The following is a 20,703-nucleotide window of genomic DNA, read 5'->3' as shown; positions in this document are numbered from 1 at the left end:
CCTTCTGCCTCATTTCATCACATCCCAGCCGATACCAAAACGGTCAATCAAGCGACCATAAAACTCTGCGAAAGCTTGTTCCTCTAAAGGATAGAGAATTTGTCCACCTTCAGCAAGCTTAGCAAAGAGCTCATCGGCTTCTTCTCTACTGTCTGGGCTCAGAACTAACCATTGATTGGGCTGGTGATTGCTAGGAATTGATAGGTCGTTAAAAACGCCTACATCCTCACCATTCAGGGTTAAGTTTTCCGTATCTAAGGCAATCCAGGCAACTTTATCCCGTTTTTCTGCAGGAAGGTCTGCTGGATCCAGCATCTCACTGGCTCGTACAAGTCCCTTTATCTCTGTCTGAAAAAGATCTGCATAAAAACGAAAAGCTTCTTCGGCCTGACCATTAAAACTTAAAAATACGTCTAATTTCATTATTGTTCCTCCAATTTTTTATAGCTGAGAATAAATCTCTAGTATCAGTTTATCAATTAGGATAAAAATTTTCTTATTCTCAATTGCGCTTGTTTGGCTAGGGAACGCATGATTAAAACTGGAAGATTAACTGTAATAGGTGGATCGCTGGGCAAGGGCCTGCGCATGCTGATTTCCTCTTGATAGATGCTATCGCCTGAAAAAGTGAGAGGCTCATCGCTGCCCCAGCGAAAGTTATGCTTCAAGACATAGTTTTTAGTTAGGTGTAAATCCTCCAGCAATTCACAGGCCAAAAGATAGTAGTGACCATCGGGTACATTTTCAAAAGTAAACTGTCTCTCTTGGCTCAGTGCTACTCCGATAACCGGCTCTTCTTTGGGTATGCGGGTTTTAAAAAGCCCGACACAGCTAATGCGTGGTTCATACCCCTCAGGATAAGATAACGCCACAGTCAACCGATTGCCACTTTTACAGTCGGGATCCTGATGCAACAAAGCTCCCTTCTCATCCAGCTGTTTGACCATAAAATCATAAGCCTTGGTTGATTCTTGATAATATTTTTTAGGCGAAAGTCCAGTATGCCGCTTAAAAGTATTAGAAAAACTGCCTAGACTATCATAACCAGCTTCCATAGAGGTCTCGGTCACATTTTGCCGGCCTTCTACAATCTCCTGAATCCCTTTTTCCATCTTAAGAGCTTCCACATATTGCTTGATAGAAAAGCCCATCTTTTTCTTGAAAGTTCTGGATAGATGGGAAGGGCTATAGTGGAAATGCTGAGCCAAATCAGTCAGACTCAGCTCTTCATCTGCATGCTGACGAAGATAGGCTGCCACTTCTTCCATGATAGCTTTAGACATAGACTTGCTCCTTTCCCATTTATTTAAGCCCATTATATCACATCAAAAAGAAAGGACAAAAAATCAGAACTGTGGAAAGAAAACCAGAAATCAAGTGATAATCCGCGAGATGCCCCAAGAATCGGCGGAAATAGTCTGCTTTCCCAAATCCCTTTCCAACAAGACTTTTACCTGTAAATAAATGATAAAAAAACTTTAAACGTTTGAATCGTCTAAAGTTTTTAGTTTTTCTTAGGAATTTAGAAACTTGCCTTACCATCAAAAATAGTCAGCTTATGCAAATTTTCCATGCCTGCAATAATGGGTCTAGCTTTTGCAATGAGATTTTGAAAAACTTCCAAGGTCAGACTGTCATTGTGAGCTTGCTCGCTCTCCCAAACTTCGTAAATATAGATGCTGTTGGGTTCATCTGCCTTCTCACCTAAGATATAGCAGAAACAAGTGTCAAGATTTTGCATTTCTTTGACAACTTCTTGCATGTAAGCAGTAAGTTCCTGCACCTTTCCTTCTTGGGCTATTAATTTCCCATAAACACAAAATTTTTCCATTAGGATCTCTCCTTATTACTGAGCCACCAATGTTTCCAAGCTTTCTCCGATCGCAGCCAAACGTTCCATCACTTCTGCCTGGCTCAGGCTGTTTTCAGCCACATAGCGGTTACGAGGGTGAACGCGGCATTCGTGAGAACAGCCACGGAGGTACTTGTCTTCATTTTCTTCAGAGGTCAGGATGCGACGGTTACACTCTGGATTGCCACAGTTGACATAGCGCTCGCAAGGAGTACCGTCAAACCAGTCTTTCCCAATCACAACTGGATCAACATGGTTGATATCAACGGAGATACGCTCATCAAAGACATACATCTTGCCGTCCCAAAGCTCACCTTGAACTTCTGGATCCTTGCCATAAGTCGCGATACCGCCATGAAGCTGACCGACATCCTTGTATCCTTCACGTACCATCCAGCCTGAGAATTTCTCACAACGAACACCACCGGTACAGTAAACAACCACGCGCTTGTCCATGAACTTCTCTTTGTTATCACGGACCCATTGCGGCAATTCGCGGAAGTTGCGGATGTCTGGACGGATGGCTCCGCGGAAGTGGCCTAGATCGTACTCGTAGTCGTTACGAGTGTCTAAGACAACAGTGTCTTCGTCCAAAAGGGCTTCCTTAAATTCCTTAGGTGACAGGTAAGCTCCTGTCGTCTCCAACGGGTTGATGTCATTGTCAAAATCATTGTCTTCCAAGCCCAAGTGCACAATTTCCTTCTTGTAGCGAACAAACATTTTCTTGAAAGCTTGTTCATTTTCTTCGTCAATCTTGAACCAAAGATCTTCCATGCCCGGTAGGGAATGCACATAATCCATGTATTTTTGAGTGGTTTCATAATCACCAGAAACCGTTCCGTTGATTCCCTCATCTGCCACCAAGATACGGCCTTTAAGACCGATGGATTTACAGAAGGCCAGATGATCAGCTGCAAATTTCTCAGCATTCTCAATCGGAACATATTTGTAGTAAAGTAGGACGCGAATATCTTTTGCCATAAGATTTCAACTCTCTTTTCTCTATAAAATTTTCTGAATTTTTTAATTCATCTATTTATTATAACCTGATTGAAAAAACTGGGCAAAATATTTGTTTGAAAAATAGCAGAGCTGGAAAGTTTAAATGAGAAGGACAACTTATCTCTCTTCTTCCAATTGGTCCAAATACTTCTCAAAGCGCTTTTTCTGTATTCTCTTACAGATTTTCCTTTCACTTTATAAATTTCTATAATACAATATATAATTTACATTATGTTTTTTATTTTGTACAAAAAAAGACTGGGAATTCTCCCAATCTTTCAATTTTTGATGTAATCAATCCTTTTTCAGACTTCCTGCGCGGGTGCGGGTGCGAGCGTAAGCAGTCAGTAAGACAGTTCCGATGACTGCTACTGTCGCAGAATTCACCAGAATTGCTACAATACTTTGAGCAATGACTTTATTGACCGGCTCACCAGACACAATCACGTCACCAATTGGGCCGATAAGCCAAGCGATTGCATTGGCTCCAAACTGAATCAAGTTAAAGCGGATAATATCCTTGACTTCAAATTTTCCTTCTTCCACTTGGAAGAATTTTCTAAAGAAGCCAACTAATAGACCGAAGACTCCGCTACCGGCAATCCAGAACCACCAAAGTCCGCCACCGCTCATAGCGTCTTTAATGGCGTGGCCAATGAAGCCCATCAAGAAACCAACGATTGGTCCAAAAATGACGCTAAAAAGAGCTTGCAGAGGGTATTGGAGCTGGATGCTGGTATTGGGTACAGGCGTTGGGATATTGATCATTCCGATGACCACGAATAGGGCTGCTCCAATTCCTGTTGCGACTACGTTTCTGATTGTATTATTTTTCATGTTCTTCTTCCTTAATTCTCAATTCTCTTGATTTCAATATGCCACTGGGCACCGACGCCAACATTGTAGGCCTTAGCAAAGGAACCTTGGTTAATCGCTAAGCCAACCCGATATAGGGAGTTGATATAGAGGATAGGCTGGCCGATGCGGACATCCGCAAAGGACTTGCCATAGGTTACTTGGTTTTGATAGACCAGCATGTCATTGTTATAGATGGTAACCTCGAATCGGTCACCAAATTCTGGTTTTAAGGTGTAGAATTCCTCGCGGGTGATAGAGGTCCAGAGAGAACCAAAACGGACATCCAGGATATCAATAGCTCCGCTGACATAATTATCCGCAAGCGTGGTCTCTACTACCTGAATTTCGACAATATCTTCAACTTTAAGCTCCGGTCCAACCTCTTCAAAGCTGATATGGCCGCTGGCTAGCTTGGCACCCGTATAGGCATAGACATCACGACCGTGGAAAGTGTAGGAATGTTCAGTATTCTTGCGGCGATTTTCCACCTCAGAAATTTCCCGAATGGCCTCAATGCCGACATGCTTCTTGATGAAAGATAGGGTGCCATTGTCAGGCGTGACAATGTACTGGCCCTTTGTAGTCTTGGCTACCACACTCTTACGCTTGGAGCCAACGCCCGGATCCACTACTGACACAAAGGTTGTTCCTGCCGGCCAGTAATTAACCGTCTGAAAGAGACGATAGCTTCCCTCAAAGATATTGTAAGGGGTGATATCGTGAGTCAGATGATGAATTTTCAGAGTAGGCGATTCTTCTAAGGCCACTCCGATCATGGCTGACACGGCTCCATCTACCAGACCAAAGTCCGACTGGAGTACGAGTAAATTGTTCATGTTTTCTCCTTAGTTATATTTACAATGATAGTTAGACTGAAGCTGACTTGGAATGTCTCGCTTTAAGGATTTTCCTTCCTAACAAGGCACCAAGTAAAGCCCCCAGTAAAATGCTGGCCATAAACCAGAGGACCAAGCTGGGTTCTGGCTTAAGCATGACTTTCTCGATATAAGCCTGAGTCTTTCCTCTGGCAAGAAGACTAGCTTCATACTGCTTGGGCGCCAGCCACATTAGGAAAATAGGACCCGCTGTGCTAAAGCTGAAAACTATAAAAGCCAGCAAGCTTCTAACAGTCTTTTGATAGCCACCTGACCGAGCTATCAGATCCGCTAAAACACCACAAATCAAACCTGGTAGAAAGGCTCCAAAGCCATGTCGACTAAGCAGAAAGAAGAGACCCAGCAGACAACCTAGGCTGCTGATTAGACCGAAGGTCTTTATTTTCTCTGTATAGAAGATGAACAGAACTCCGCCAAAGAAAGCTGTAAAAGCCGGAGCATAAAACATATTGCCTGAGCGATCAAATAGAAGTCCAACCAAGACGCCTAAGAGCATGGCTAGGAAATAAAAGAGGTAAAAGAAACCAGCCTGCTTCAGTTTGTCTTTTCTTATAGAGTATAGCATAAGCCTTCCTTTCCCGCTAATCAGCTCGACGATAACTGCCAATCAGCTCCTGAATGAGCTCAATATGCGTGTAGTAGTCAGCAATTTTCACATTCTCATCTCCGCCATGGTCCCGGCTGTTGGCATTTCCAAGTCCAAAAGCCGCCATAGGAACCTCCAAGGCCTCATAGACCGTGTGCATCGGACCAGTTCCAGCTGAGGTCGGCAGTACAGAGATGCCCTCTTGATAATAATCTTTAGCCAGCTCGATAAGATTGAGAATGGAAGGTGCGCTCATGTCGCTGCGATAGCTCATTTCTCCCAAGGTATAGGTCAGCTTAACCGCTGGATAGCCATTTTTATCTAGCTGCTGACGAATCTTGTCTAACACATCCTCTGGCTCCAGACCAGGCACCAGACGAACCTCCATCTTGGCCTGGGCCTCTGAAGGTAAAATGGTTTTAACCCCTTGGCCTTGATAGCCTGATCCGAAACCTTCAATATTCAGCGAAGGCTCAAAGTAAAAGCGACGGAGAAATTCCTTCCGTTCGTCCAACAAAACCGGCAATTTCAAGCCATAGACTTGACTCAACTCTTCAGGAGTCCGCAGGGCATATTCCTCAATCAAGGCCAGCTCCCGCTCATTTGGCTCTTGAATCTGCTCATGAATACCCTCAACCAGGATTCGACCGTCTGGACTGCGCAAGCTGGATAGAGCATTGAGCAAATACCAAGAAGCTGAATTGATAACACCGCCGAAGCTAGAATGAATGTCTACATCTGCACTTTTGACCGTCATATCAAAGGTAACAATTCCCTTGTTACCGCCCGAGATTTCCAGCTGACCTAGATTGTTGCGGCTGCCTTGCTCCCAAACCAGTAAATCTGCTCCTCGTAGGCGTTTGCGATGCTTGACCAGATATTTATCCAAATCTGTCGAAGCAGACTCTTCCGCCCCTTCCATCATAAAGATGATATTGACCGGCAAATCACCGTGCTCTCGAATATACTTGCGAACGGCGGTCAGACGAGCGGTAATATGCCCCTTGTCATCATCCACTCCTCTCCCATACATAACTCCGTAATGAACTGACAGTGTAAAAGGATCATTGGTCCAAGGCTGGTCATCATCTGCCGGCACTGTATCGTAGTGGTTGTAGAAAATAATGGTCTTAGCAGCAGGATTTGAAGAAAGAAACTCCGCCAAAACAAATGGAGCAGTATAGCTATCGTCAATCATGACCTTGGCACCTGCAGCTGTAAAAATCTCTCCCAAATAGTTGGCTACTTCCTGCAAGCCAACCTGCTGGGCAAAGATTGATTTTTTAGAGATCAAGGTCCGCAGCACTTCAAAATAGTGCTGGGCCACCTCGTCGTTTTCAAATTTCTTGATTTGTTCAGTCTCAGTTGAGAAAGGCATGCGTTACTCCTATTAACAGCAGATAAAGGGCTGGGGAAATAAGCTTCCCCGCCCTTATCGTATTTCTTGTATCAAAGTCTAGTCAGCCAAATTGCAGACTGGACTTGATGGGATTTCTTACTTGATATCTTTTGCATCTGGCAGGTAAGAACCGCCAAAGAATTCTTGTGATAGTTTTTCAAGCGTACCATCCTCATAGAGTTCCTTGATTCGCTTGTTGACAAATTTTTGCAGGTCTTCCTGACCGCTTGCAATAATCGGATAGACATAAGGCTGCTGGTCGCTTGGAAGCTCAATCACTTCCAGATTTTTCAAGCCTTGGTCTTTGATAATAGACTCTACAGTTATGCGCTCAAAAACCTTATAGTCCGTACGGCCGTCATTGAGATTAGCCAAGATTTGCTGAATGGTTCCGTCAGTATAATTGATTTTTGTCGGATTATCGCTATGTTCCTTGTTGTAGTCCTCTAGTTGCTGAGCTGTTGAAGTCCCCTGAACAACCTCAGTAGACTTGCCGCCAATGTCATCCAGCGATTTGATGCCCTCACCCTTACGGACAACTAAAACTGTTGGATTTTTCGCATATGGACTAGCATAGAGATATTTGTTAGCCCGTTCTTCAGAGTAACTGATATTATTGGCACCAATCTGGTAGCGGTCGCTGTCCAGACCTGAGAAAATAGAAGCCCACTTGGTCTTATTGAAATTGACTTCATACTTGTCTGAATCCTTAAAGATAGCACGAAGGACTTCGATATCGTAGCCAGTCAGTTTACCGTCTTTATCCTCGTATGAAAATGGTTTGGTCGTTCCTACAGTTCCGACTTCTACCTTTATTTTCTCTGTTTTCTTCTCACTTGATGATGAGCAGGCCACTAGAGCACCAATGGCCAAGATACTGACAGCCGCCAGAGAGAAGTATTTCAAGGTTTTCTTCAGGTTCATATTTCGAATTCCTCCTAAAAAGTCTTTCTTTATCATATCAAATAAGGAGAAACTTGACCATTATATATTTTTTATGGAGGTGATAGCTTTTCTTTATCAGCTTTGAGGCAGTCATTCACTAGACTTTCTGCCTATAGTGCTGCAGGAGAAAGAGGGCACTTTCAACATAGTAAGGAACGGAAACTTTGAAGGCTTCGTCGTCAATGACCATGCTGTCGTGATGGAGGTCAGGAGCATTTTCTGCCCCATTTGAGCCGATAAAGGCAAAGACGCCTGGAAGCTTCTCTTGATAAAAGGCAAAATCTTCTCCAGCCGAGGATGGACTGGCAGGCAGGACCTCAGCAAGATTCTGTGAGTGCTCATAGAGCAGCTCGGCCAATTCGGGATCATTATAGGTCACTGGAGGAGTATGGTCCCAAGAAATCCTGACTTGAGCCCCAAAATTCTCCGCTGTATTCTCTACAATTCGGATAAAGTCTTCCTTGAGACGCTGCTGCAAGGTCGGATTGAAACTGCGAATGGTCCCTTCAAAAAAGCCCGACTGCGGCAGTACATTCCAAGTTGCCCCCGATTCTATATGAGTTACAGACAAGACAGCTGCTTCAAAAGGAGACACAGTACGAGCCACTAGAGTCTGCAGATTTTGAATCATACTAGTCAAGGTCAATACTGTATCAACCCCCAGATCTGGTCTAGCCGCATGGCTGCTGACTCCTTCTACCTCAACCTTGAACTTCTCAACCCCAGCCATCATGGCTCCAGCTTTAAGTGCCAGCTGCCCCGCCTTAAGCTGGGGCATATTGTGAAAGCCGATAATCGCAGACACATCGTCCAGCAAACCAGTCGCAAGTACCTGACTGGCTCCCTGAGAAGTTTCCTCAGCCGGCTGGAAAATCAGACGAACCGTCCCTCTCAAATCTCTTTCCATAGCCTTGAGTAGCTCCGCTGCCCCCAAAAGGCTGGTCTGATGAAAATCATGACCGCAAGCGTGCATGACGCCTGCATTCTGACTGGCGTAAGGCAGACCAGTCTGCTCCAAAATGGGCAGAGCATCGATATCAGCCCTCAGGGCAATAACCGGCTTGCCAGAACCAACCTCGGCAACTAGGCCCGTTTTCAGACCGGTTTCTAAAATCCTAATCTCCAAATCTTCCAGATAGCCTTTTAGGAAAGCTGTCGTTTCAAATTCCTGCCCAGACAACTCTGGATGCTGATGAAGATAATGCCGTGTTTGTATCAGTTTATCATAAAATTTTTTCATGGCCGACTCCTTTACTCGAATACACCTATCTATCAACCAGTATAGCACAAAGCTGGACGCGGATACAAAAATAGAGAGCAAATAATCAATAATTAGCCCTCTAATTTTTGTACTATGACTTTTGTACTTTACCCTACTTAGCTGAGCTGGTAAATACAGTTTGAGACTTCTCATCACAGAAAAACCTGTAGCTCCAACTACAGGTCAAGTATCTTTAGAATCCATCTACATTCGTATAGATTTTTTGAACATCTTCATCGTCTTCTAAAACGCTATAAAGTTTTTCAAAGGTTTCGAGGTCTTCACCAGTCAACTCTACTTCAGACTGAGGAATCATTTCCAGCTCGGTTACTTGGAATTCTTGAATACCAGATTCTCGCAGAGCCACGATAGCCTTATGAAGGTCAGTAGGCGCTGTATAGACGGTGATGCTTCCTTCTTCCGCTTCAACATCATCTACATCCACATCCGCTTCCAGCAGCTGTTCAAAAACGCTGTCAGCGTCGTCACCCGCAAAGACAATTACACCTTTATTATCAAAAAGATAAGATACAGAGCCGCTAGCTCCCATATTACCGCCATTTTTACCAAAAGCAGCACGGACATTGGCTGCAGTCCGATTGACATTTGAAGTCAGAGTATCAACAATCAGCATAGAGCCGTTTGGCCCAAACCCTTCATAGCGGCCTTCAGTAAAGGTTTCGTCCGTGTTTCCTTTTGCCTTATCAATGGCCTTGTCAATGACATGCTTCGGCACCTGAGCCTGCTTAGCTCGGTCAATAACGAATTTCAAAGCTGTGTTAGACTCTGGATCTGGATCACCTTTTTTAGCTGCTACATAGATTTCTACACCAAACTTAGCATATACTTTTGAGTTCGCGCCGTCTTTGGCCGTTTTCTTTGCCACAATATTGGCCCATTTACGTCCCATTGGAGATTCTCCTTTTGATAAATTACATTTTTAATCTTTCTTATTATAACACAGGGAATCAGAAAAATCACTAAGAAAAAATGATTGTTCCTAGAAGATTCTGGTTGGTTTCTTCAACTTCTACTAGGCTAAAATCGAGACAAAATTGATTTCTGTTTTCCTTCCATAAAAAATCCAGTCGCTAAAAGAGCAACTGGACGGTACATTCTATTTCCCGAAACCGGCAGGTCTGTCATAACGGTCCTTTACCGAAATCCATCAAAAATATCACTGATCATTTTTCACAATAGGCAAATCCGGTCTGCACCTGCTTAAGCAGGCAAAAACATCCTCTATTCTGCCATCTAAAAAAGTGATATCTACTCGGACAGACTTGCCATGATAAGGCTTGACATATAGGTAGTCTCTCCGATAGTACCTGACTCCCAGTCGAAAAGAAGCCTGCCCATCAGAAGTTCTTCCACAAGCCGGCCGGTAAAAGACACTTTCCAGTTGATTCCAAGCAAAGCTATGCTCTTTCAAGAAAGCACCTCGCACGGTCAAGCCCCATTCTGTTCCTGCAAGAACAAAGCACTTTTTACTCAGCTTGCGTCCCGCATGAACTATTGCAAATATTTCGATTACAGCAGTCATGAAAAAAGCAAGTATAAAAGGCAAACTGAACGAGCGTATTCCTGCTCCAGGCATGGCTTTATCAATTGAAAACAAGAGCAAGGAAGCTAAGACACCGAAAATGATGCCTGAGACTAAGAAGACAGATGCCAAGATGACTATGGTCAAATAGAGTCCTCTACGGTAGCGAAATGAAAACAATAAAGGCATGACTTTTCCTTTCTCAGCTAATAGTTTTGCTTATGCTTTACTGAGGCGCCTTAAATTCATCTTCCTCTACATTATTCCAGTCAGAATATTGAGTATCTGTTTGAACATCCAAACTGCCTTCTTCACCTTTATAAGATAGACCTAGCTTAAAGTCTTTTAAGAATAAGGTCTTTTTATCCAAGCGTACTTCTAACGTTTTATCCATATCAGCCTGAGTAACACCTGTCAGCTCTAGTTTGAATTCTTCACCAAAAAGTCCTAGCAAATCAGCATTTTTGCTACTTAATTTAAAGATATATTCATCGCCGCTTTCCTTTACAGTGACATCATCAGCCATTTGATAAAAGCCGTCCATAAGTTTGAAATAATCGGGCTGAACATAATAATCTGCACCGCTTCCCATTTCTTGCTTAGACCAGGTTCCATTTTTAGAAGAACGAGTATACAAAAGTTTATTCTCTCCGCCTGGCATAATCGCTTCTTGATAACTCTCCTGACCACTCTCTTTTCCATCTATGACTAAATGCCCCTTGGCCAGCTCATCCGTGCTTTTATCATAGAGAAGGTCTCCGCTCATCGTTTGAGTTTTATTGGAACCATCTACAGTGATAGATAATTTCACTTTCATTTTCATTGAAGTTAGATCTTCATTCGCAGTTTCTGCTTTCTCCAAGAGTTCTTCAATATCATCAGAAGAAGTATTCTTTTGGCTCTCACGGGAGCTATTCTCAGTCCCACCCTGATTCTTTTGAGAATGCTTCTGCCCAATCAAGCTACAAGCCCCTAAACTAAGCGTAAGCAAGGCTGTAAGGGCCATAAAGGTAATCTTTTTGAATTTCATGAGTCTTCCTCCTTTGAGACATGGATAGGAAAGATAATCATTCAATCAGCATAGCAATGTTTTATTGACCGAATGTTAGCTTTCATACCTACAATCAAACCACTAAAATGCAAATCATGCTCCTTAGTGAAAACAAGTTTGTTTTTTTATTATACCATTTTTTATTTACCATCGCAAACAAAGCAAAAAGGCTGAACATTCAGCCTTACTTATCTTTCATAATCGGAACCCGTCCAAAATTCTGCTCCCAAAGTGCGGGATTGCCTAGCTGATAGACCTTGTCAGCCTGCTGGGTTAGACTATCCCATGGATCCTTGCCGATACGGCTGACCAATTCAACTTTTCCCTTAAGCTGGGACAAATGCTGGCGCCCCTGCTCAGAAAAACCTAAGATATGAACAGCTGACGGAAGCCCTTCTTGCCTAGCTCCGACCAGGATATAGGTCAGCAGACGCCGGACCCGAGCCTTGGTATAGCGCTTGGTCGCCACCTGCTCAACCAACTCTTCTATAGTCTCACTGTTTTTCAAGGCCTCTCTAATCCTAACGGCCAACTCCTGGTTGACTTGATAAAAGTTTGTCAAATCCGGACAGGTCACTATCTGGTATCGAAGATAAGGAAAGAGGTCCGACCAGGTCACCTTGGGTGCCGTTTCAAGCAAGTGGTAGGCTGGAGTGAATTTCTTGAGAAAGCCCGGCTGAGCCAGATTCTGACGAAGGGCAGTTGCGGAGGCAAATTCCTGATTAGCCGATAAGGAATGGTAGCCAGCTCCCTGACGTTGAATCGGGCACAGTTTTATATCTCTTCCCGCCACAGCCTTGGCATAGGCCAAGCCCAAGATGTGGTTGGGCGTAGAGCCTGAGAAATTGAGCCCTGCAAACTCCTGCCACATAGCCTGAGTCTTCTGGGGATACGATAAGGAATCAGGCAAGCCAGCCAGATAAGCCTCCATCTGCTCTGCCTTTTGACCATATACCTTGGAAACACTCTCATAATCCAGCACTTCCTCGGTCCCAAAAGTCAGCTGTTCGATGCCCAGTCTCTCTAAGATGTCTACTGCCCCCTTAGCGAAAAAGTCCGCCGCCTGAACGCTGACCAAGAAAGGCAGCTCAAGGACCAAATCCGCTCCAGCTTCCAAAGCCATCTGTGCCCGAGTCCACTTGTCCACGATAGCCGGCTCCCCTCGCTGAACAAAATTACCACTCATAGCGATAATTTTCAGACCAGAAGCCTGCTCCAGCAGATATTTGTGCCCATTATGAAAAGGATTAAACTCTGCGATAATACCGGTAACTGCCATCTCATTTCTCCGCTACAAAGAACCAGCGAGCGCTCTTGTCAGTTGGTTCCTTGTCCTCAAAGTCCGCGTAAACCTTGACATTCTTAAAGCCGGCCTGCTCCAGCAAGATATCGTAGGTCAGAATCTCATAGGTCCGCTCCTCATGCACCTCATCATGGCGCGTGAAGCGCCCATCTTCGTCTTGGACAAAGAAAGTCAGCTCATGCACGATGGAATGAGGCGGTTCGTCCGCATAGGAATCCCATACCATGGCAAAGGTTTCAGCATTTTCGTGATAGGAATAGCCAGGAAAAACCTCGTCAATCTGGTAAATCGAGTGTACGTCAAAGATAAAGCGGCCGCCCTCATTTAGATGCTGGTAGACTTGAGTGAAGACCTGACCGACATCCACTTCGTCCTCCATATAGCAAATCGAGTCTGAATAGCAAGTCACCAAATCAAACTGACCGATGCCACTCAAATCCAGCATATTGCCCTGGATAAAGGGAATGTCCAAACCGGCCTCTCTGCTGCGCTTCTCTGCCAAATCCAGCATTTCCTGACTCAGATCCAGCCCCGTCACCTCGAAACCCGCTTGCTTAAAATAAATAGACTGAATGCCCGTTCCACAGGCCAGCTCCAGCAGCTTTTTCTTATCCTTGGGAAAATGACGCAGGCTGAAATCCGTCCACTTCTCATACAAAGAATCATCCATAATCGCATCGTAAACCGACGCGAAGGTTTCATAAGTTGCCATACTTTTCCTTTCAAAAATAGCCCGGCCAGCAGGCTGACTGAGCTAAATTCTGCTTTCTGCCCAAGGGCAAAAAATCACTTGTTTTTTTCTTCCAATAAGGCTGCAACATCCACACCAGTTGCTTCGTGCCACAACTTTTCAAGATTGTAATGCGCCCGCATCTCCTCTGAAAAGACATGGACAACCACACCGCCCAAGTCTAAGAGCACCCAGCCGCCAGCTGCGTCTCCCTCAACATGACCAGCAGAAACACCCGCCGCCGCAGCTTTCTCACGGATATTTTCAGCGACTGCATCCAGCTGACGACTGTTCATCGAGCTGACGATAACAAAATAATCTGTCACAGTAGTCAGACCTTGCAAGTCCAAAGCTACAATATCTTCTGCACGCTTTTCATCGGCCGCCTTCACGACCAGTTCCAATAATTCTTGTTCTTTCATAGTTCCTCTTTAATTAAAAATGTTTTTGTAGTCTAGAACATCCGCAAAACGTCCGTCCCAAATTTTTTGGTAAAAAGTATTTATTTTTTCTGCCGAAGCGTCTTCTCCATCAAAAGTTGTAAAAGCACCTTCTGGAATGATAAGTTTATAATCAAATTCAAATCCAACTTTAACTGATGCATCTACACAATATTCCGTCTGCATTCCACATAAAACTAGACGACCAATATCTTCTTTATCCAAGTAATCCTTCAAATCTGTCTCTTTAAATATACTATTATACTTCTTCTGAAAGACCTTTTCATCTGACTTTCGATTCAAGAGAGGAGACAACTGCCAATCTTCCAATGCATTGTCTTCTGGATTTTCCATATGCTGAATATAGATAATTTCGACACCTTTACTCCTAGCCTGATGCTGCAGAAAGGAAATTTTATCCATCATTTTATTAGACTGAAAACCTGTTTCCACTAAGATATTTTGTACATCTATAATGATTAGAGCTGTTTTCATTCTTCTATTTCCTTCAAATACCCTACAAAGGCATTGTAGGTCTCCAAGGTCTGCGGATAGATGGGCATCCCCTTATGGGCTAGATGCTCCACAGTCCTTGCTGTTTCATAGGCCACAGCTTGATTGAGCGACTGCTGAGCCAGCTCTCTGGCCTTGTCCACTCCCGGAAAGTCTCGGTTGTGCTCGATATAGTCAGCGACATAGACGACCTTGTCCAGTTCAGACATGGTGCCACTGCCTACTGTATGAATCTCGATGGCTCGGAGAATCTCTGCATCTTCGATGCCTAAATCTTCCTGAATCTTGTAAATGCCCACCATGCCATGCCAGACATTATTGCCCCAGTTTTTCAGGTCAGGATCCAGCTTGTATTTGTCAATCAAGGATAGGAAATCCTCATCCGAGACCTTTTTGGCATAGTCGTGTAGAAGTCCTGCCAAACCCGCTTTTTCGACGTCAAGACCGAAGCGCTCCGCTAATTCTCGAGCAGCCTTTTCCACACCCAGACAATGCCGCAGGCGTTTCTCGGGCATAACAGTTTCCATCTTAGCCAGTAAGGCTTCACGACTCATACTGATATAGCTTTCATAGGTCATAGATAAAGCCCTTCTTTCTTAATATAGTCTAAGACCGGCTGAGGCAGCAGGAAATTAGGAGTCCGTCCCTGAGCCAGAAAATCCCGCACCATGCTGGAGGAAATATCCATAAGCGGTACATCTACCCAGATGACAGGGTAAGAAGTCCCCGCCTTGTAGCGCGGTCGCTGAACACCGACAAACTGAACCAACTCAACCAGCTCATCAATCCGGTACCACTTAGGAAGATAGTCCACCATATCTGCACCGATGATAAAGTAATAGTCCGTATCTGGATGCTGCTCTGTCAGGAGCTTCATGGTGTCGTAGGTATAGGAAATTCCCTTGCGCTCCAGCTCAATGGTTTCAATCCCTAATCCTGCAATGCCCTCAATAGCCAGCTCCAACATTTTCAGCCGATGCCTTTCATCGATGGTTTCTTTCTTGTCCACATGGGGCGGCTCGTACTCTGGCATGAGCAGGACCTGATCTAAGCCCAACTGTTGGCGGACCTGATCTGCCACGACCAAATGAGCATTGTGGACAGGATTGAAATTCCCACCTAAAATGCCAATCTGCTTGCGTTTTTTATCTTTAACTTCTGGTTCTAAATCCACCTTGGTAAAGGGGGTCAGTAATTCAATAGCCATAGGCTGACATCTCCACAGAAATTTTTTTAAATTTGCTTGACTTTGACAGAAAGTTTGCGATTTTCCTTCTTGCTGGACTGCTTGTAGAGAATCAAGATCCGGCCAATCTTCTGCACTGTATCCACTCCGATCTCTTCTTCCAAAATCTCTGCGACCTCGTGAATATTTTCATCCGTATTCTGCAAGAGCGTAACCTTGATCAGTTCTCGCGCGTCCAGTGCCTGACGGACACTGGTTTTGATTTGGTCATTGAGTCCATTTTTCCCAATCTGAATGATGGGTTTGAGACTATGTGCCTGACTGTTGAGAAAGGCGCGTTGTTTTGATGTTAGTGTCATGTTCTTCTATAAGGCTTGAGACAGTTGGGACCTGCTTGTCTCCCCACTGCTCACGGCCTTTTCCTTCCTTGTTTTAAGGGGATTTATTCCCCTTTGTTTCTTGAATATTATATAATAGCTTTCCGAGTGACAACCGCCACACCCTCTGGCGCCCAACCAGCTACTCGGGCAGGACCACTGACGCGAATCCAGCCCAAACCTGAGAAGACGATATCTGTCTTGTCCTTGATGGTAAATTCATGCTTGACCAAGGCTGGAAATTCTTCCTTTTCCTTGCCAACTGGCGGCACCAAGAGACTGCCGACATGCTTGTCATAAAAATCACTAGCACCTTCCAACTTGGTCCGGTGAAGCTTGAGCTCATTGTCAAAATAAGCCGTGAATCCCTGCTTGTCACCTGCCACAAAGTCAAAGCGGCCTAGGCCACCCAAAAAGAGGGTTTGATTTGGATTAAGCTGGTAGGTTTTGGGCTTGATTTCCTTTTTGGGACTGATGTATTTGAGATTCTTAGCAGTAAGATAGTGAGCCATCTGATGACGATGGATAATGCCCGGCGTATCATAGATATGACTGCCATCCGCCAAAGGAATCTCGATTTTATCCAGAGTTGTTCCCGGGAAGCGTGAAGTCGTAATAATATCCTTATCGCCCGTGATTTCCTGAATAATGGCGTTAATCAAAGTAGACTTGCCCACATTGGTCACGCCAACCACATAAACATCACGTCCCTTGCGGCAATGCTCGATTTTGTCAATCAACTCCTTAATCGCCTGCTTGTTCTGAGCAGAGGTCAGGACCACATCAACTGGACGCAAACCTTCTTCATGAGCTCGCTCCGTCAGCCATTGGGTCACCTTGCTATCCTTGACCGACTTAGGCAGAATGTCCTTTTTATTCCCAACCAAGAGAACATCGTTTCCAGCAACAAAGCGAGGCAGGCCAGGGATAACCGATCCATTAAAGTCAAAAATATCGACAACATTGACGACCAAAGCGTCGCTATCTCCAACCTCATGGAGAAGCCGCAGAAAGTCATCATCCGTCAGCTGGACGTCGCTGATTTCATTATAATGGCGCAGGCGGAAACAACGCTGACAATAGAGTTCGCCTGTCTCCAAGCCTTTTTCTAGAGCTGACTGAGGCGTGTAGCCTAGCTTGCCCTTATCTTCTGTCTGAATAGTGGCTCCGCAGCCGATACAGAGAAGTTCTTCCATGCTTAAATTCCTTTTTTGTATTGAATTGGGCCGTATTTTTCGGTGATTTTCTTGAGCACACGGCGTTCACGCGCCCGATTGATCTGGGTCTTTATAGAGTCGTGCTCGACCAGTGGCTTGACCAAAATCGAACGAATCCCGGCCCGATGAGCAGCCCGAATATCCGTCATGAGCTGGTCGCCCACCATCACCACTTCATTTTTTTCAAAATGAAAAAGCTTGAGCGCCCGGTCAATTCCCCAAGTGAAGGGTTTCATCGCCCAGTAGACATAGTCAATGTCAAACTTTTCAACAGCCCGCTTGACCCGTTTTTGGTTATTATTGGACACCACGATAATCCGAATGCCCTCGTCCCGCAAATCATGAAGCCACTTCTTCATCTCTGGGGTTCCATCAGGATTATTCCAAGCAATCAAGGTGTTATCCAAATCCACCAAAACCGCTTTGATACCCTGTTTTTTCAAACTCTCTACTGTCAAATCGTAAACTGCCTCAACCGCAAAGTCCGGCATATAATCTTCAATCGCCACATCTCTCTCCAAAAATTCGTATTCTCATTATTATAGCATAAAATGGGCTTTTTGGCACTCCTGGTCCTATTTCTTCTAGAGCGAATAGGTGATGTTTACTTTTCTATTTTTCAAGCAAATGAAAACAGCTCCCCAAGCGGGAAGCTTCATTTTAAATGGAACAAAAATTTATACTCACAGTCTAGGCCAGTGGCCATCTTTTTCTTTCCGTAATTTTAATTCATAAAATTCTTGAAGATCGAGAATAATACCGGTAGCACCCTCTGCTTCATCTATTTTTATATGAAGAACCTTAGAAAATTTCTGAAAATCCTTCTCCTCAATACCCGGGGCAATGCGAATATCAACAGATTGCCATTCACCATTTTTCTCTTCATAGCCTACTAATGCAACTAGAAAATCTGTTCCTATTTTATACTCACCGGTTAATAACATTGCTATATCATTAAAAAGACCATCGTAGTAGGTAGGATTCGACACTGCAAACAATATAATATCTTCTCTCTTGAGCTCTCCATCGACACTAGCTAGGGGAATCTCATCTACATGCTCAAGCATCGGAAGAACGGTTTCATGTCTTAATGAAGCAATGCTAAAAGAATTGTTGTATGGAGAAGATGGATTCATAATTTTGCTATAGCTATTCACATACTCTGCGACTACTCCCAAAAGGAACAAGAAGAAATAACTAACTACAAATAGTAAAGTACGTGTTTTTCCGAAAAATAAGAAACAAATTAAGGAACAAATAATTAAAAATAATACAAAGAGAATAATTGTATGAGGGTGGGAAAATACTCTTATGAGATTATCATATGCAATTTCCCATAATTTTTGATGATATAAATTTAGATATTCTTCCACTATAGGCTCTCCTCTTACGCATTTTTTGATTTTGAACGATTATTTGAAAACTTATGGTTTACTAATTACATCATTATATCATCTTTGAGGCTTTTTGGCACTTACAGCCTCAAGTGTTACAAAAAGGAAAAAAGATGATATTATAGTGGTGATAGTATAAATGTTCTGGAGGTTTGTATGGCAGAAAAAAACAGGCAGATGCAAGTTGTTTCCCCTCTTTTGCAAAAGATTATCAACTGGTCGTCCGCCATTGGCGCTCTAGGAACGGTGGCCTTTTGTCTTTGGGCATATTTCGCAGGCATTCTCCAGTCCAAGGAAACTCTCTCAGCCTTTATCCAGCAGGCAGGTATCTGGGGACCTCCTCTCTTTATCTTCCTGCAGATTCTACAGACGGTCGTGCCCATTATCCCTGGCGCCCTGACCTCTGTCGCTGGTGTTTTCATCTACGGCCATATCGTCGGCACCATTTATAACTATATCGGTATTGTCATTGGCTGCGCCATTATATTTTATCTGGCGCGCACCTACGGTCCGGCTTTTGTTCAGTCTGTCGTCAGCAAGCGTACTTATGATAAATATATCGGCTGGCTGGATAAGGGCAACCGCTTTGAGCGCTTCTTTATCTTCATGATGATTTGGCCCATCAGTCCAGCCGACTTTCTCTGCATGCTGGCCGCCCTGACCAAGATGACTTTCAAAAAGTACATGTTGATTATCCTTCTCTGCAAGCCCATCACCCTCGTCATCTATACCTACGGATTGACCTATATCATTGATTTTTTCTGGAAAATGGTCTCCAAATAAAAAGAAGTTGAATTGAACCGTACCCCAAAAGTTAGACAGAAAAAATCTAACTTTTGGGGTGTTTTTAAATGAAACTAACTTATGAGGATAAAGTTCGAATCTATGAACTAAGAAAACAAGGAATCAGCTTAAAGCGACTTTCAGAAAAATATGGAATGAACCTTTCAAAACTTTTGACATCCCAACCTCTTTCTAAAACTTTACTTATTACAGCACAAACCATAAAGAAAAATCAGCCAGTTTTGACTGATTTTCGTCTCATGATTAAGCAAAGATTTTATTCTGGCGATACCAAAATCTTGATCTGCGCCTTGTCCTGAGTCAGCTCGATAAAGCCTTCTTGCACAATATCCTCCAGTTTAATCTTCTTTGTCACAAGCTTATCAGCAGAGAAATAACCCTGCTCCATCAGTTCCAGCACCTTAGGGAAAATATGCCGATAGGCGATAATACCCTTAAGCGATTTTTCTTGAATGGCAAATTCATTAGGGTTGATGCTAGCTTCTCGTTCCCAGATAGAAACCACCATACATTCTCCAGCCTTGTGAACAGCAGCCAAAGCTTGTCCCAGCACAACCGGCACCCCAGTCACTTCATAAGACACATCTGCCCCGCCACCAGTTAAACGATGAATAGCAGCTACCACGTCTTCGCCTTCTTCTGGTCGCACAATAATCGCCCCAAGCTCCTCTGCCTTGGCTTGGCGTTCTGGAGATAATTCAACTCCATAAATCTTAGATGCACCGGCTGCCCGCAAAGCCTCAATAATCAAGAGCCCGATTGGTCCCAAACCGAAGACCACCGCAGTATCGCCCGTCTTAAGAGCTGACTGACGGACCGCGTAAACAGCCACAGCAGCAGGTTCTGTCAAGGCTGCCTGCTCATAGCTAAGACTGTCTGGAACTTTGTGAACAATGTCTCCGTCCAAAACACAGTATTTGGCAAAACCACCGTCTGCCGCCAAACCGACAAAGTTTAGATTAGGGTCCAGATTATAATCACCGACAAGATTATGCTTAGCTAAAATAGGCTCTACTGTCACCCGATCGCCAACCTTGACCCGTGTCACAGCACTGCCGACCTCAACAATTTCCCCAGCAAACTCATGTCCCAAAGTTACAGGCGCTTTCTGGCCAGAGTAGACATGCTCTGTTTCCGTCGGAATAAAAATCGGTCCGTCCAGATATTCATGCAAGTCGGTTCCACAGATTCCTGTATACTTGACCGCAATCTTAACCTGATGCGGTTGGACTTCCGGTACATCCACTTCTTCAATACGGACATCTTTAGCGCCATACCAACGCGCAGCATTCATTTTTGCCATAAACATACCTCACTTTATAATTTATTAGTTTAATTGTAAACCC

25 protein-coding genes and 1 pseudogene are annotated in these 20,703 nt (G+C 44.1%); 2 read left to right on the top strand and 24 right to left on the bottom strand.

Features of this window, described 5'->3' with window-relative positions; all coding sequences use genetic code 11:
* Nucleotides 1-9: 9 nt before the first annotated feature.
* The 23 genes from K1I94_RS10145 to K1I94_RS10035 all read right to left on the bottom strand — a co-directional run bounded on the left by K1I94_RS10145 (nucleotide 10) and on the right by K1I94_RS10035 (nucleotide 18,532).
* Complete coding sequence (locus K1I94_RS10145) at nucleotides 10-423, bottom strand: VOC family protein (RefSeq protein WP_223315238.1); 414 nt, start codon at nucleotides 421-423, stop codon at nucleotides 10-12.
* 56 nt (nucleotides 424-479) lie between these two features.
* The gene (locus K1I94_RS10140) at nucleotides 480-1,283 is read right to left on the bottom strand and encodes a helix-turn-helix transcriptional regulator (protein WP_223315237.1); all 804 of its coding nucleotides are present in this window, start codon (nucleotides 1,281-1,283) and stop codon (nucleotides 480-482) included.
* Between the two features lie 239 nt (nucleotides 1,284-1,522).
* The gene (locus tag K1I94_RS10135) at nucleotides 1,523-1,831 is read right to left on the bottom strand and encodes a putative quinol monooxygenase (RefSeq protein ID WP_125392486.1); all 309 of its coding nucleotides are present in this window, start codon (nucleotides 1,829-1,831) and stop codon (nucleotides 1,523-1,525) included.
* Between the two features lie 15 nt (nucleotides 1,832-1,846).
* The gene (gene trhO / locus K1I94_RS10130; protein WP_002903980.1) at nucleotides 1,847-2,833 is read right to left on the bottom strand and encodes an oxygen-dependent tRNA uridine(34) hydroxylase TrhO; all 987 of its coding nucleotides are present in this window, start codon (nucleotides 2,831-2,833) and stop codon (nucleotides 1,847-1,849) included.
* 315 nt (nucleotides 2,834-3,148) lie between these two features.
* Nucleotides 3,149-3,691 (bottom strand): ECF-type riboflavin transporter substrate-binding protein, encoded by a 543-nt coding sequence (locus K1I94_RS10125; protein WP_002900998.1) that lies wholly within the window; start codon nucleotides 3,689-3,691, stop codon nucleotides 3,149-3,151.
* 11 nt (nucleotides 3,692-3,702) lie between these two features.
* A complete protein-coding gene (locus K1I94_RS10120; RefSeq protein WP_223315236.1) occupies nucleotides 3,703-4,548 on the bottom strand; it encodes an SAM hydrolase/SAM-dependent halogenase family protein in 846 nt (281 codons plus the stop codon).
* A 31-nt stretch (nucleotides 4,549-4,579) separates the two neighbouring features.
* A complete protein-coding gene (locus K1I94_RS10115) occupies nucleotides 4,580-5,173 on the bottom strand; it encodes an MptD family putative ECF transporter S component (RefSeq protein WP_223315235.1) in 594 nt (197 codons plus the stop codon).
* 16 nt (nucleotides 5,174-5,189) lie between these two features.
* Nucleotides 5,190-6,572, bottom strand: coding sequence for a M20/M25/M40 family metallo-hydrolase (locus K1I94_RS10110; RefSeq protein ID WP_223315234.1), 1,383 nt, complete (start codon nucleotides 6,570-6,572; stop codon nucleotides 5,190-5,192).
* A 117-nt stretch (nucleotides 6,573-6,689) separates the two neighbouring features.
* The gene (locus K1I94_RS10105) at nucleotides 6,690-7,517 is read right to left on the bottom strand and encodes an amino acid ABC transporter substrate-binding protein (protein ID WP_317627942.1); all 828 of its coding nucleotides are present in this window, start codon (nucleotides 7,515-7,517) and stop codon (nucleotides 6,690-6,692) included.
* A 118-nt stretch (nucleotides 7,518-7,635) separates the two neighbouring features.
* Nucleotides 7,636-8,778: a M20 peptidase aminoacylase family protein gene (locus tag K1I94_RS10100; protein ID WP_223315232.1), complete on the bottom strand. Its 1,143-nt coding sequence runs from the start codon at nucleotides 8,776-8,778 to the stop codon at nucleotides 7,636-7,638.
* Between the two features lie 214 nt (nucleotides 8,779-8,992).
* On the bottom strand, nucleotides 8,993-9,709 hold the full coding sequence (locus tag K1I94_RS10095; protein ID WP_002901009.1) for a YebC/PmpR family DNA-binding transcriptional regulator: 717 nt from the start codon (nucleotides 9,707-9,709) through the stop codon (nucleotides 8,993-8,995).
* 267 nt (nucleotides 9,710-9,976) lie between these two features.
* On the bottom strand, nucleotides 9,977-10,342 hold the full coding sequence (locus K1I94_RS10090; protein ID WP_317627945.1) for a hypothetical protein: 366 nt from the start codon (nucleotides 10,340-10,342) through the stop codon (nucleotides 9,977-9,979).
* A gap of 226 nt (nucleotides 10,343-10,568) precedes the next feature.
* A complete protein-coding gene (locus K1I94_RS10085; protein ID WP_223315230.1) occupies nucleotides 10,569-11,372 on the bottom strand; it encodes a DUF6612 family protein in 804 nt (267 codons plus the stop codon).
* A 205-nt stretch (nucleotides 11,373-11,577) separates the two neighbouring features.
* Nucleotides 11,578-12,672, bottom strand: a complete 1,095-nt coding sequence (locus K1I94_RS10080) for a nucleotidyltransferase (protein ID WP_223315229.1) — start codon at nucleotides 12,670-12,672, stop codon at nucleotides 11,578-11,580.
* A 1-nt stretch (nucleotide 12,673) separates the two neighbouring features.
* Nucleotides 12,674-13,408 (bottom strand): class I SAM-dependent DNA methyltransferase, encoded by a 735-nt coding sequence (locus tag K1I94_RS10075; protein ID WP_223315228.1) that lies wholly within the window; start codon nucleotides 13,406-13,408, stop codon nucleotides 12,674-12,676.
* Nucleotides 13,409-13,482: 74 nt separating this feature from the next.
* The gene (gene rsfS / locus K1I94_RS10070; RefSeq protein ID WP_002901020.1) at nucleotides 13,483-13,848 is read right to left on the bottom strand and encodes a ribosome silencing factor; all 366 of its coding nucleotides are present in this window, start codon (nucleotides 13,846-13,848) and stop codon (nucleotides 13,483-13,485) included.
* A gap of 9 nt (nucleotides 13,849-13,857) precedes the next feature.
* A complete protein-coding gene (locus tag K1I94_RS10065; protein WP_223315227.1) occupies nucleotides 13,858-14,361 on the bottom strand; it encodes a cysteine hydrolase family protein in 504 nt (167 codons plus the stop codon).
* Entirely contained in the window at nucleotides 14,358-14,957 is a 600-nt protein-coding gene (yqeK, locus tag K1I94_RS10060; RefSeq protein ID WP_223315226.1) for a bis(5'-nucleosyl)-tetraphosphatase (symmetrical) YqeK, read from the bottom strand. Before yqeK ends, K1I94_RS10065 begins: the two co-directional genes overlap by 4 nt.
* Entirely contained in the window at nucleotides 14,954-15,586 is a 633-nt protein-coding gene (locus K1I94_RS10055) for a nicotinate-nucleotide adenylyltransferase (RefSeq protein ID WP_002896286.1), read from the bottom strand. The genes yqeK and K1I94_RS10055 overlap by 4 nt, the downstream gene beginning before the upstream one ends.
* A 26-nt stretch (nucleotides 15,587-15,612) precedes the next feature.
* On the bottom strand, nucleotides 15,613-15,924 hold the full coding sequence (yhbY, locus tag K1I94_RS10050) for a ribosome assembly RNA-binding protein YhbY (RefSeq protein WP_002896287.1): 312 nt from the start codon (nucleotides 15,922-15,924) through the stop codon (nucleotides 15,613-15,615).
* Nucleotides 15,925-16,031: 107 nt separating this feature from the next.
* On the bottom strand, nucleotides 16,032-17,138 hold the full coding sequence (yqeH, locus tag K1I94_RS10045) for a ribosome biogenesis GTPase YqeH (protein WP_223315225.1): 1,107 nt from the start codon (nucleotides 17,136-17,138) through the stop codon (nucleotides 16,032-16,034).
* A gap of 2 nt (nucleotides 17,139-17,140) precedes the next feature.
* Entirely contained in the window at nucleotides 17,141-17,668 is a 528-nt protein-coding gene (locus K1I94_RS10040) for a YqeG family HAD IIIA-type phosphatase (RefSeq protein WP_223315224.1), read from the bottom strand.
* A 174-nt stretch (nucleotides 17,669-17,842) separates the two neighbouring features.
* A complete protein-coding gene (locus K1I94_RS10035; protein ID WP_223315223.1) occupies nucleotides 17,843-18,532 on the bottom strand; it encodes a hypothetical protein in 690 nt (229 codons plus the stop codon).
* Between the two features lie 177 nt (nucleotides 18,533-18,709).
* Between K1I94_RS10035 and K1I94_RS10030 the strand changes: the two genes are divergently transcribed.
* Together K1I94_RS10030 and K1I94_RS10025 are read left to right on the top strand one after the other, a co-directional pair.
* Nucleotides 18,710-19,336: a TVP38/TMEM64 family protein gene (locus K1I94_RS10030; RefSeq protein WP_223315222.1), complete on the top strand. Its 627-nt coding sequence runs from the start codon at nucleotides 18,710-18,712 to the stop codon at nucleotides 19,334-19,336.
* Nucleotides 19,337-19,404: 68 nt separating this feature from the next.
* Nucleotides 19,405-19,509, top strand: a pseudogene (locus tag K1I94_RS10025) (transposase); the annotation flags it as partial.
* 104 nt (nucleotides 19,510-19,613) lie between these two features.
* Here the strand turns inward: K1I94_RS10025 and K1I94_RS10020 are convergent.
* On the bottom strand, nucleotides 19,614-20,660 hold the full coding sequence (locus K1I94_RS10020; RefSeq protein WP_032914249.1) for a 2,3-butanediol dehydrogenase: 1,047 nt from the start codon (nucleotides 20,658-20,660) through the stop codon (nucleotides 19,614-19,616).
* Nucleotides 20,661-20,703 lie beyond the last annotated feature (43 nt).

Source organism: Streptococcus sanguinis (assembly GCF_019929145.1).
GTDB classification, from domain to species: Bacteria; Bacillota; Bacilli; order Lactobacillales; family Streptococcaceae; genus Streptococcus; species Streptococcus sanguinis_U.
The sequence above is the reverse complement of the archived record's forward strand: the minus strand, read 5'-3'. Positions and strand labels throughout refer to the sequence as shown.

Coding starts and splice junctions, on each gene's coding strand:
- yqeH (WP_223315225.1), bottom strand. CDS start 17,138: ATGGAAGAACTTCTCTGTATCGGCTGCGGAGCCACTATTCAGACAGAA.
- K1I94_RS10095 (WP_002901009.1), bottom strand. CDS start 9,709: ATGGGACGTAAATGGGCCAATATTGTGGCAAAGAAAACGGCCAAAGAC.
- rsfS (WP_002901020.1), bottom strand. CDS start 13,848: ATGAAAGAACAAGAATTATTGGAACTGGTCGTGAAGGCGGCCGATGAA.
- K1I94_RS10090 (WP_317627945.1), bottom strand. CDS start 10,342: ATGACTGCTGTAATCGAAATATTTGCAATAGTTCATGCGGGACGCAAG.
- K1I94_RS10085 (WP_223315230.1), bottom strand. CDS start 11,372: ATGAAATTCAAAAAGATTACCTTTATGGCCCTTACAGCCTTGCTTACG.
- yqeK (WP_223315226.1), bottom strand. CDS start 14,957: ATGACCTATGAAAGCTATATCAGTATGAGTCGTGAAGCCTTACTGGCT.
- K1I94_RS10020 (WP_032914249.1), bottom strand. CDS start 20,660: ATGGCAAAAATGAATGCTGCGCGTTGGTATGGCGCTAAAGATGTCCGT.
- K1I94_RS10075 (WP_223315228.1), bottom strand. CDS start 13,408: ATGGCAACTTATGAAACCTTCGCGTCGGTTTACGATGCGATTATGGAT.
- K1I94_RS10030 (WP_223315222.1), top strand. CDS start 18,710: ATGGCAGAAAAAAACAGGCAGATGCAAGTTGTTTCCCCTCTTTTGCAA.
- K1I94_RS10055 (WP_002896286.1), bottom strand. CDS start 15,586: ATGGCTATTGAATTACTGACCCCCTTTACCAAGGTGGATTTAGAACCA.
- K1I94_RS10080 (WP_223315229.1), bottom strand. CDS start 12,672: ATGGCAGTTACCGGTATTATCGCAGAGTTTAATCCTTTTCATAATGGG.
- trhO (WP_002903980.1), bottom strand. CDS start 2,833: ATGGCAAAAGATATTCGCGTCCTACTTTACTACAAATATGTTCCGATT.
- K1I94_RS10135 (WP_125392486.1), bottom strand. CDS start 1,831: ATGGAAAAATTTTGTGTTTATGGGAAATTAATAGCCCAAGAAGGAAAG.
- K1I94_RS10120 (WP_223315236.1), bottom strand. CDS start 4,548: ATGAACAATTTACTCGTACTCCAGTCGGACTTTGGTCTGGTAGATGGA.
- K1I94_RS10065 (WP_223315227.1), bottom strand. CDS start 14,361: ATGAAAACAGCTCTAATCATTATAGATGTACAAAATATCTTAGTGGAA.
- K1I94_RS10100 (WP_223315232.1), bottom strand. CDS start 8,778: ATGAAAAAATTTTATGATAAACTGATACAAACACGGCATTATCTTCAT.
- yhbY (WP_002896287.1), bottom strand. CDS start 15,924: ATGACACTAACATCAAAACAACGCGCCTTTCTCAACAGTCAGGCACAT.
- K1I94_RS10115 (WP_223315235.1), bottom strand. CDS start 5,173: ATGCTATACTCTATAAGAAAAGACAAACTGAAGCAGGCTGGTTTCTTT.
- K1I94_RS10145 (WP_223315238.1), bottom strand. CDS start 423: ATGAAATTAGACGTATTTTTAAGTTTTAATGGTCAGGCCGAAGAAGCT.
- K1I94_RS10140 (WP_223315237.1), bottom strand. CDS start 1,283: ATGTCTAAAGCTATCATGGAAGAAGTGGCAGCCTATCTTCGTCAGCAT.
- K1I94_RS10125 (WP_002900998.1), bottom strand. CDS start 3,691: ATGAAAAATAATACAATCAGAAACGTAGTCGCAACAGGAATTGGAGCA.
- K1I94_RS10110 (WP_223315234.1), bottom strand. CDS start 6,572: ATGCCTTTCTCAACTGAGACTGAACAAATCAAGAAATTTGAAAACGAC.
- K1I94_RS10105 (WP_317627942.1), bottom strand. CDS start 7,517: ATGAACCTGAAGAAAACCTTGAAATACTTCTCTCTGGCGGCTGTCAGT.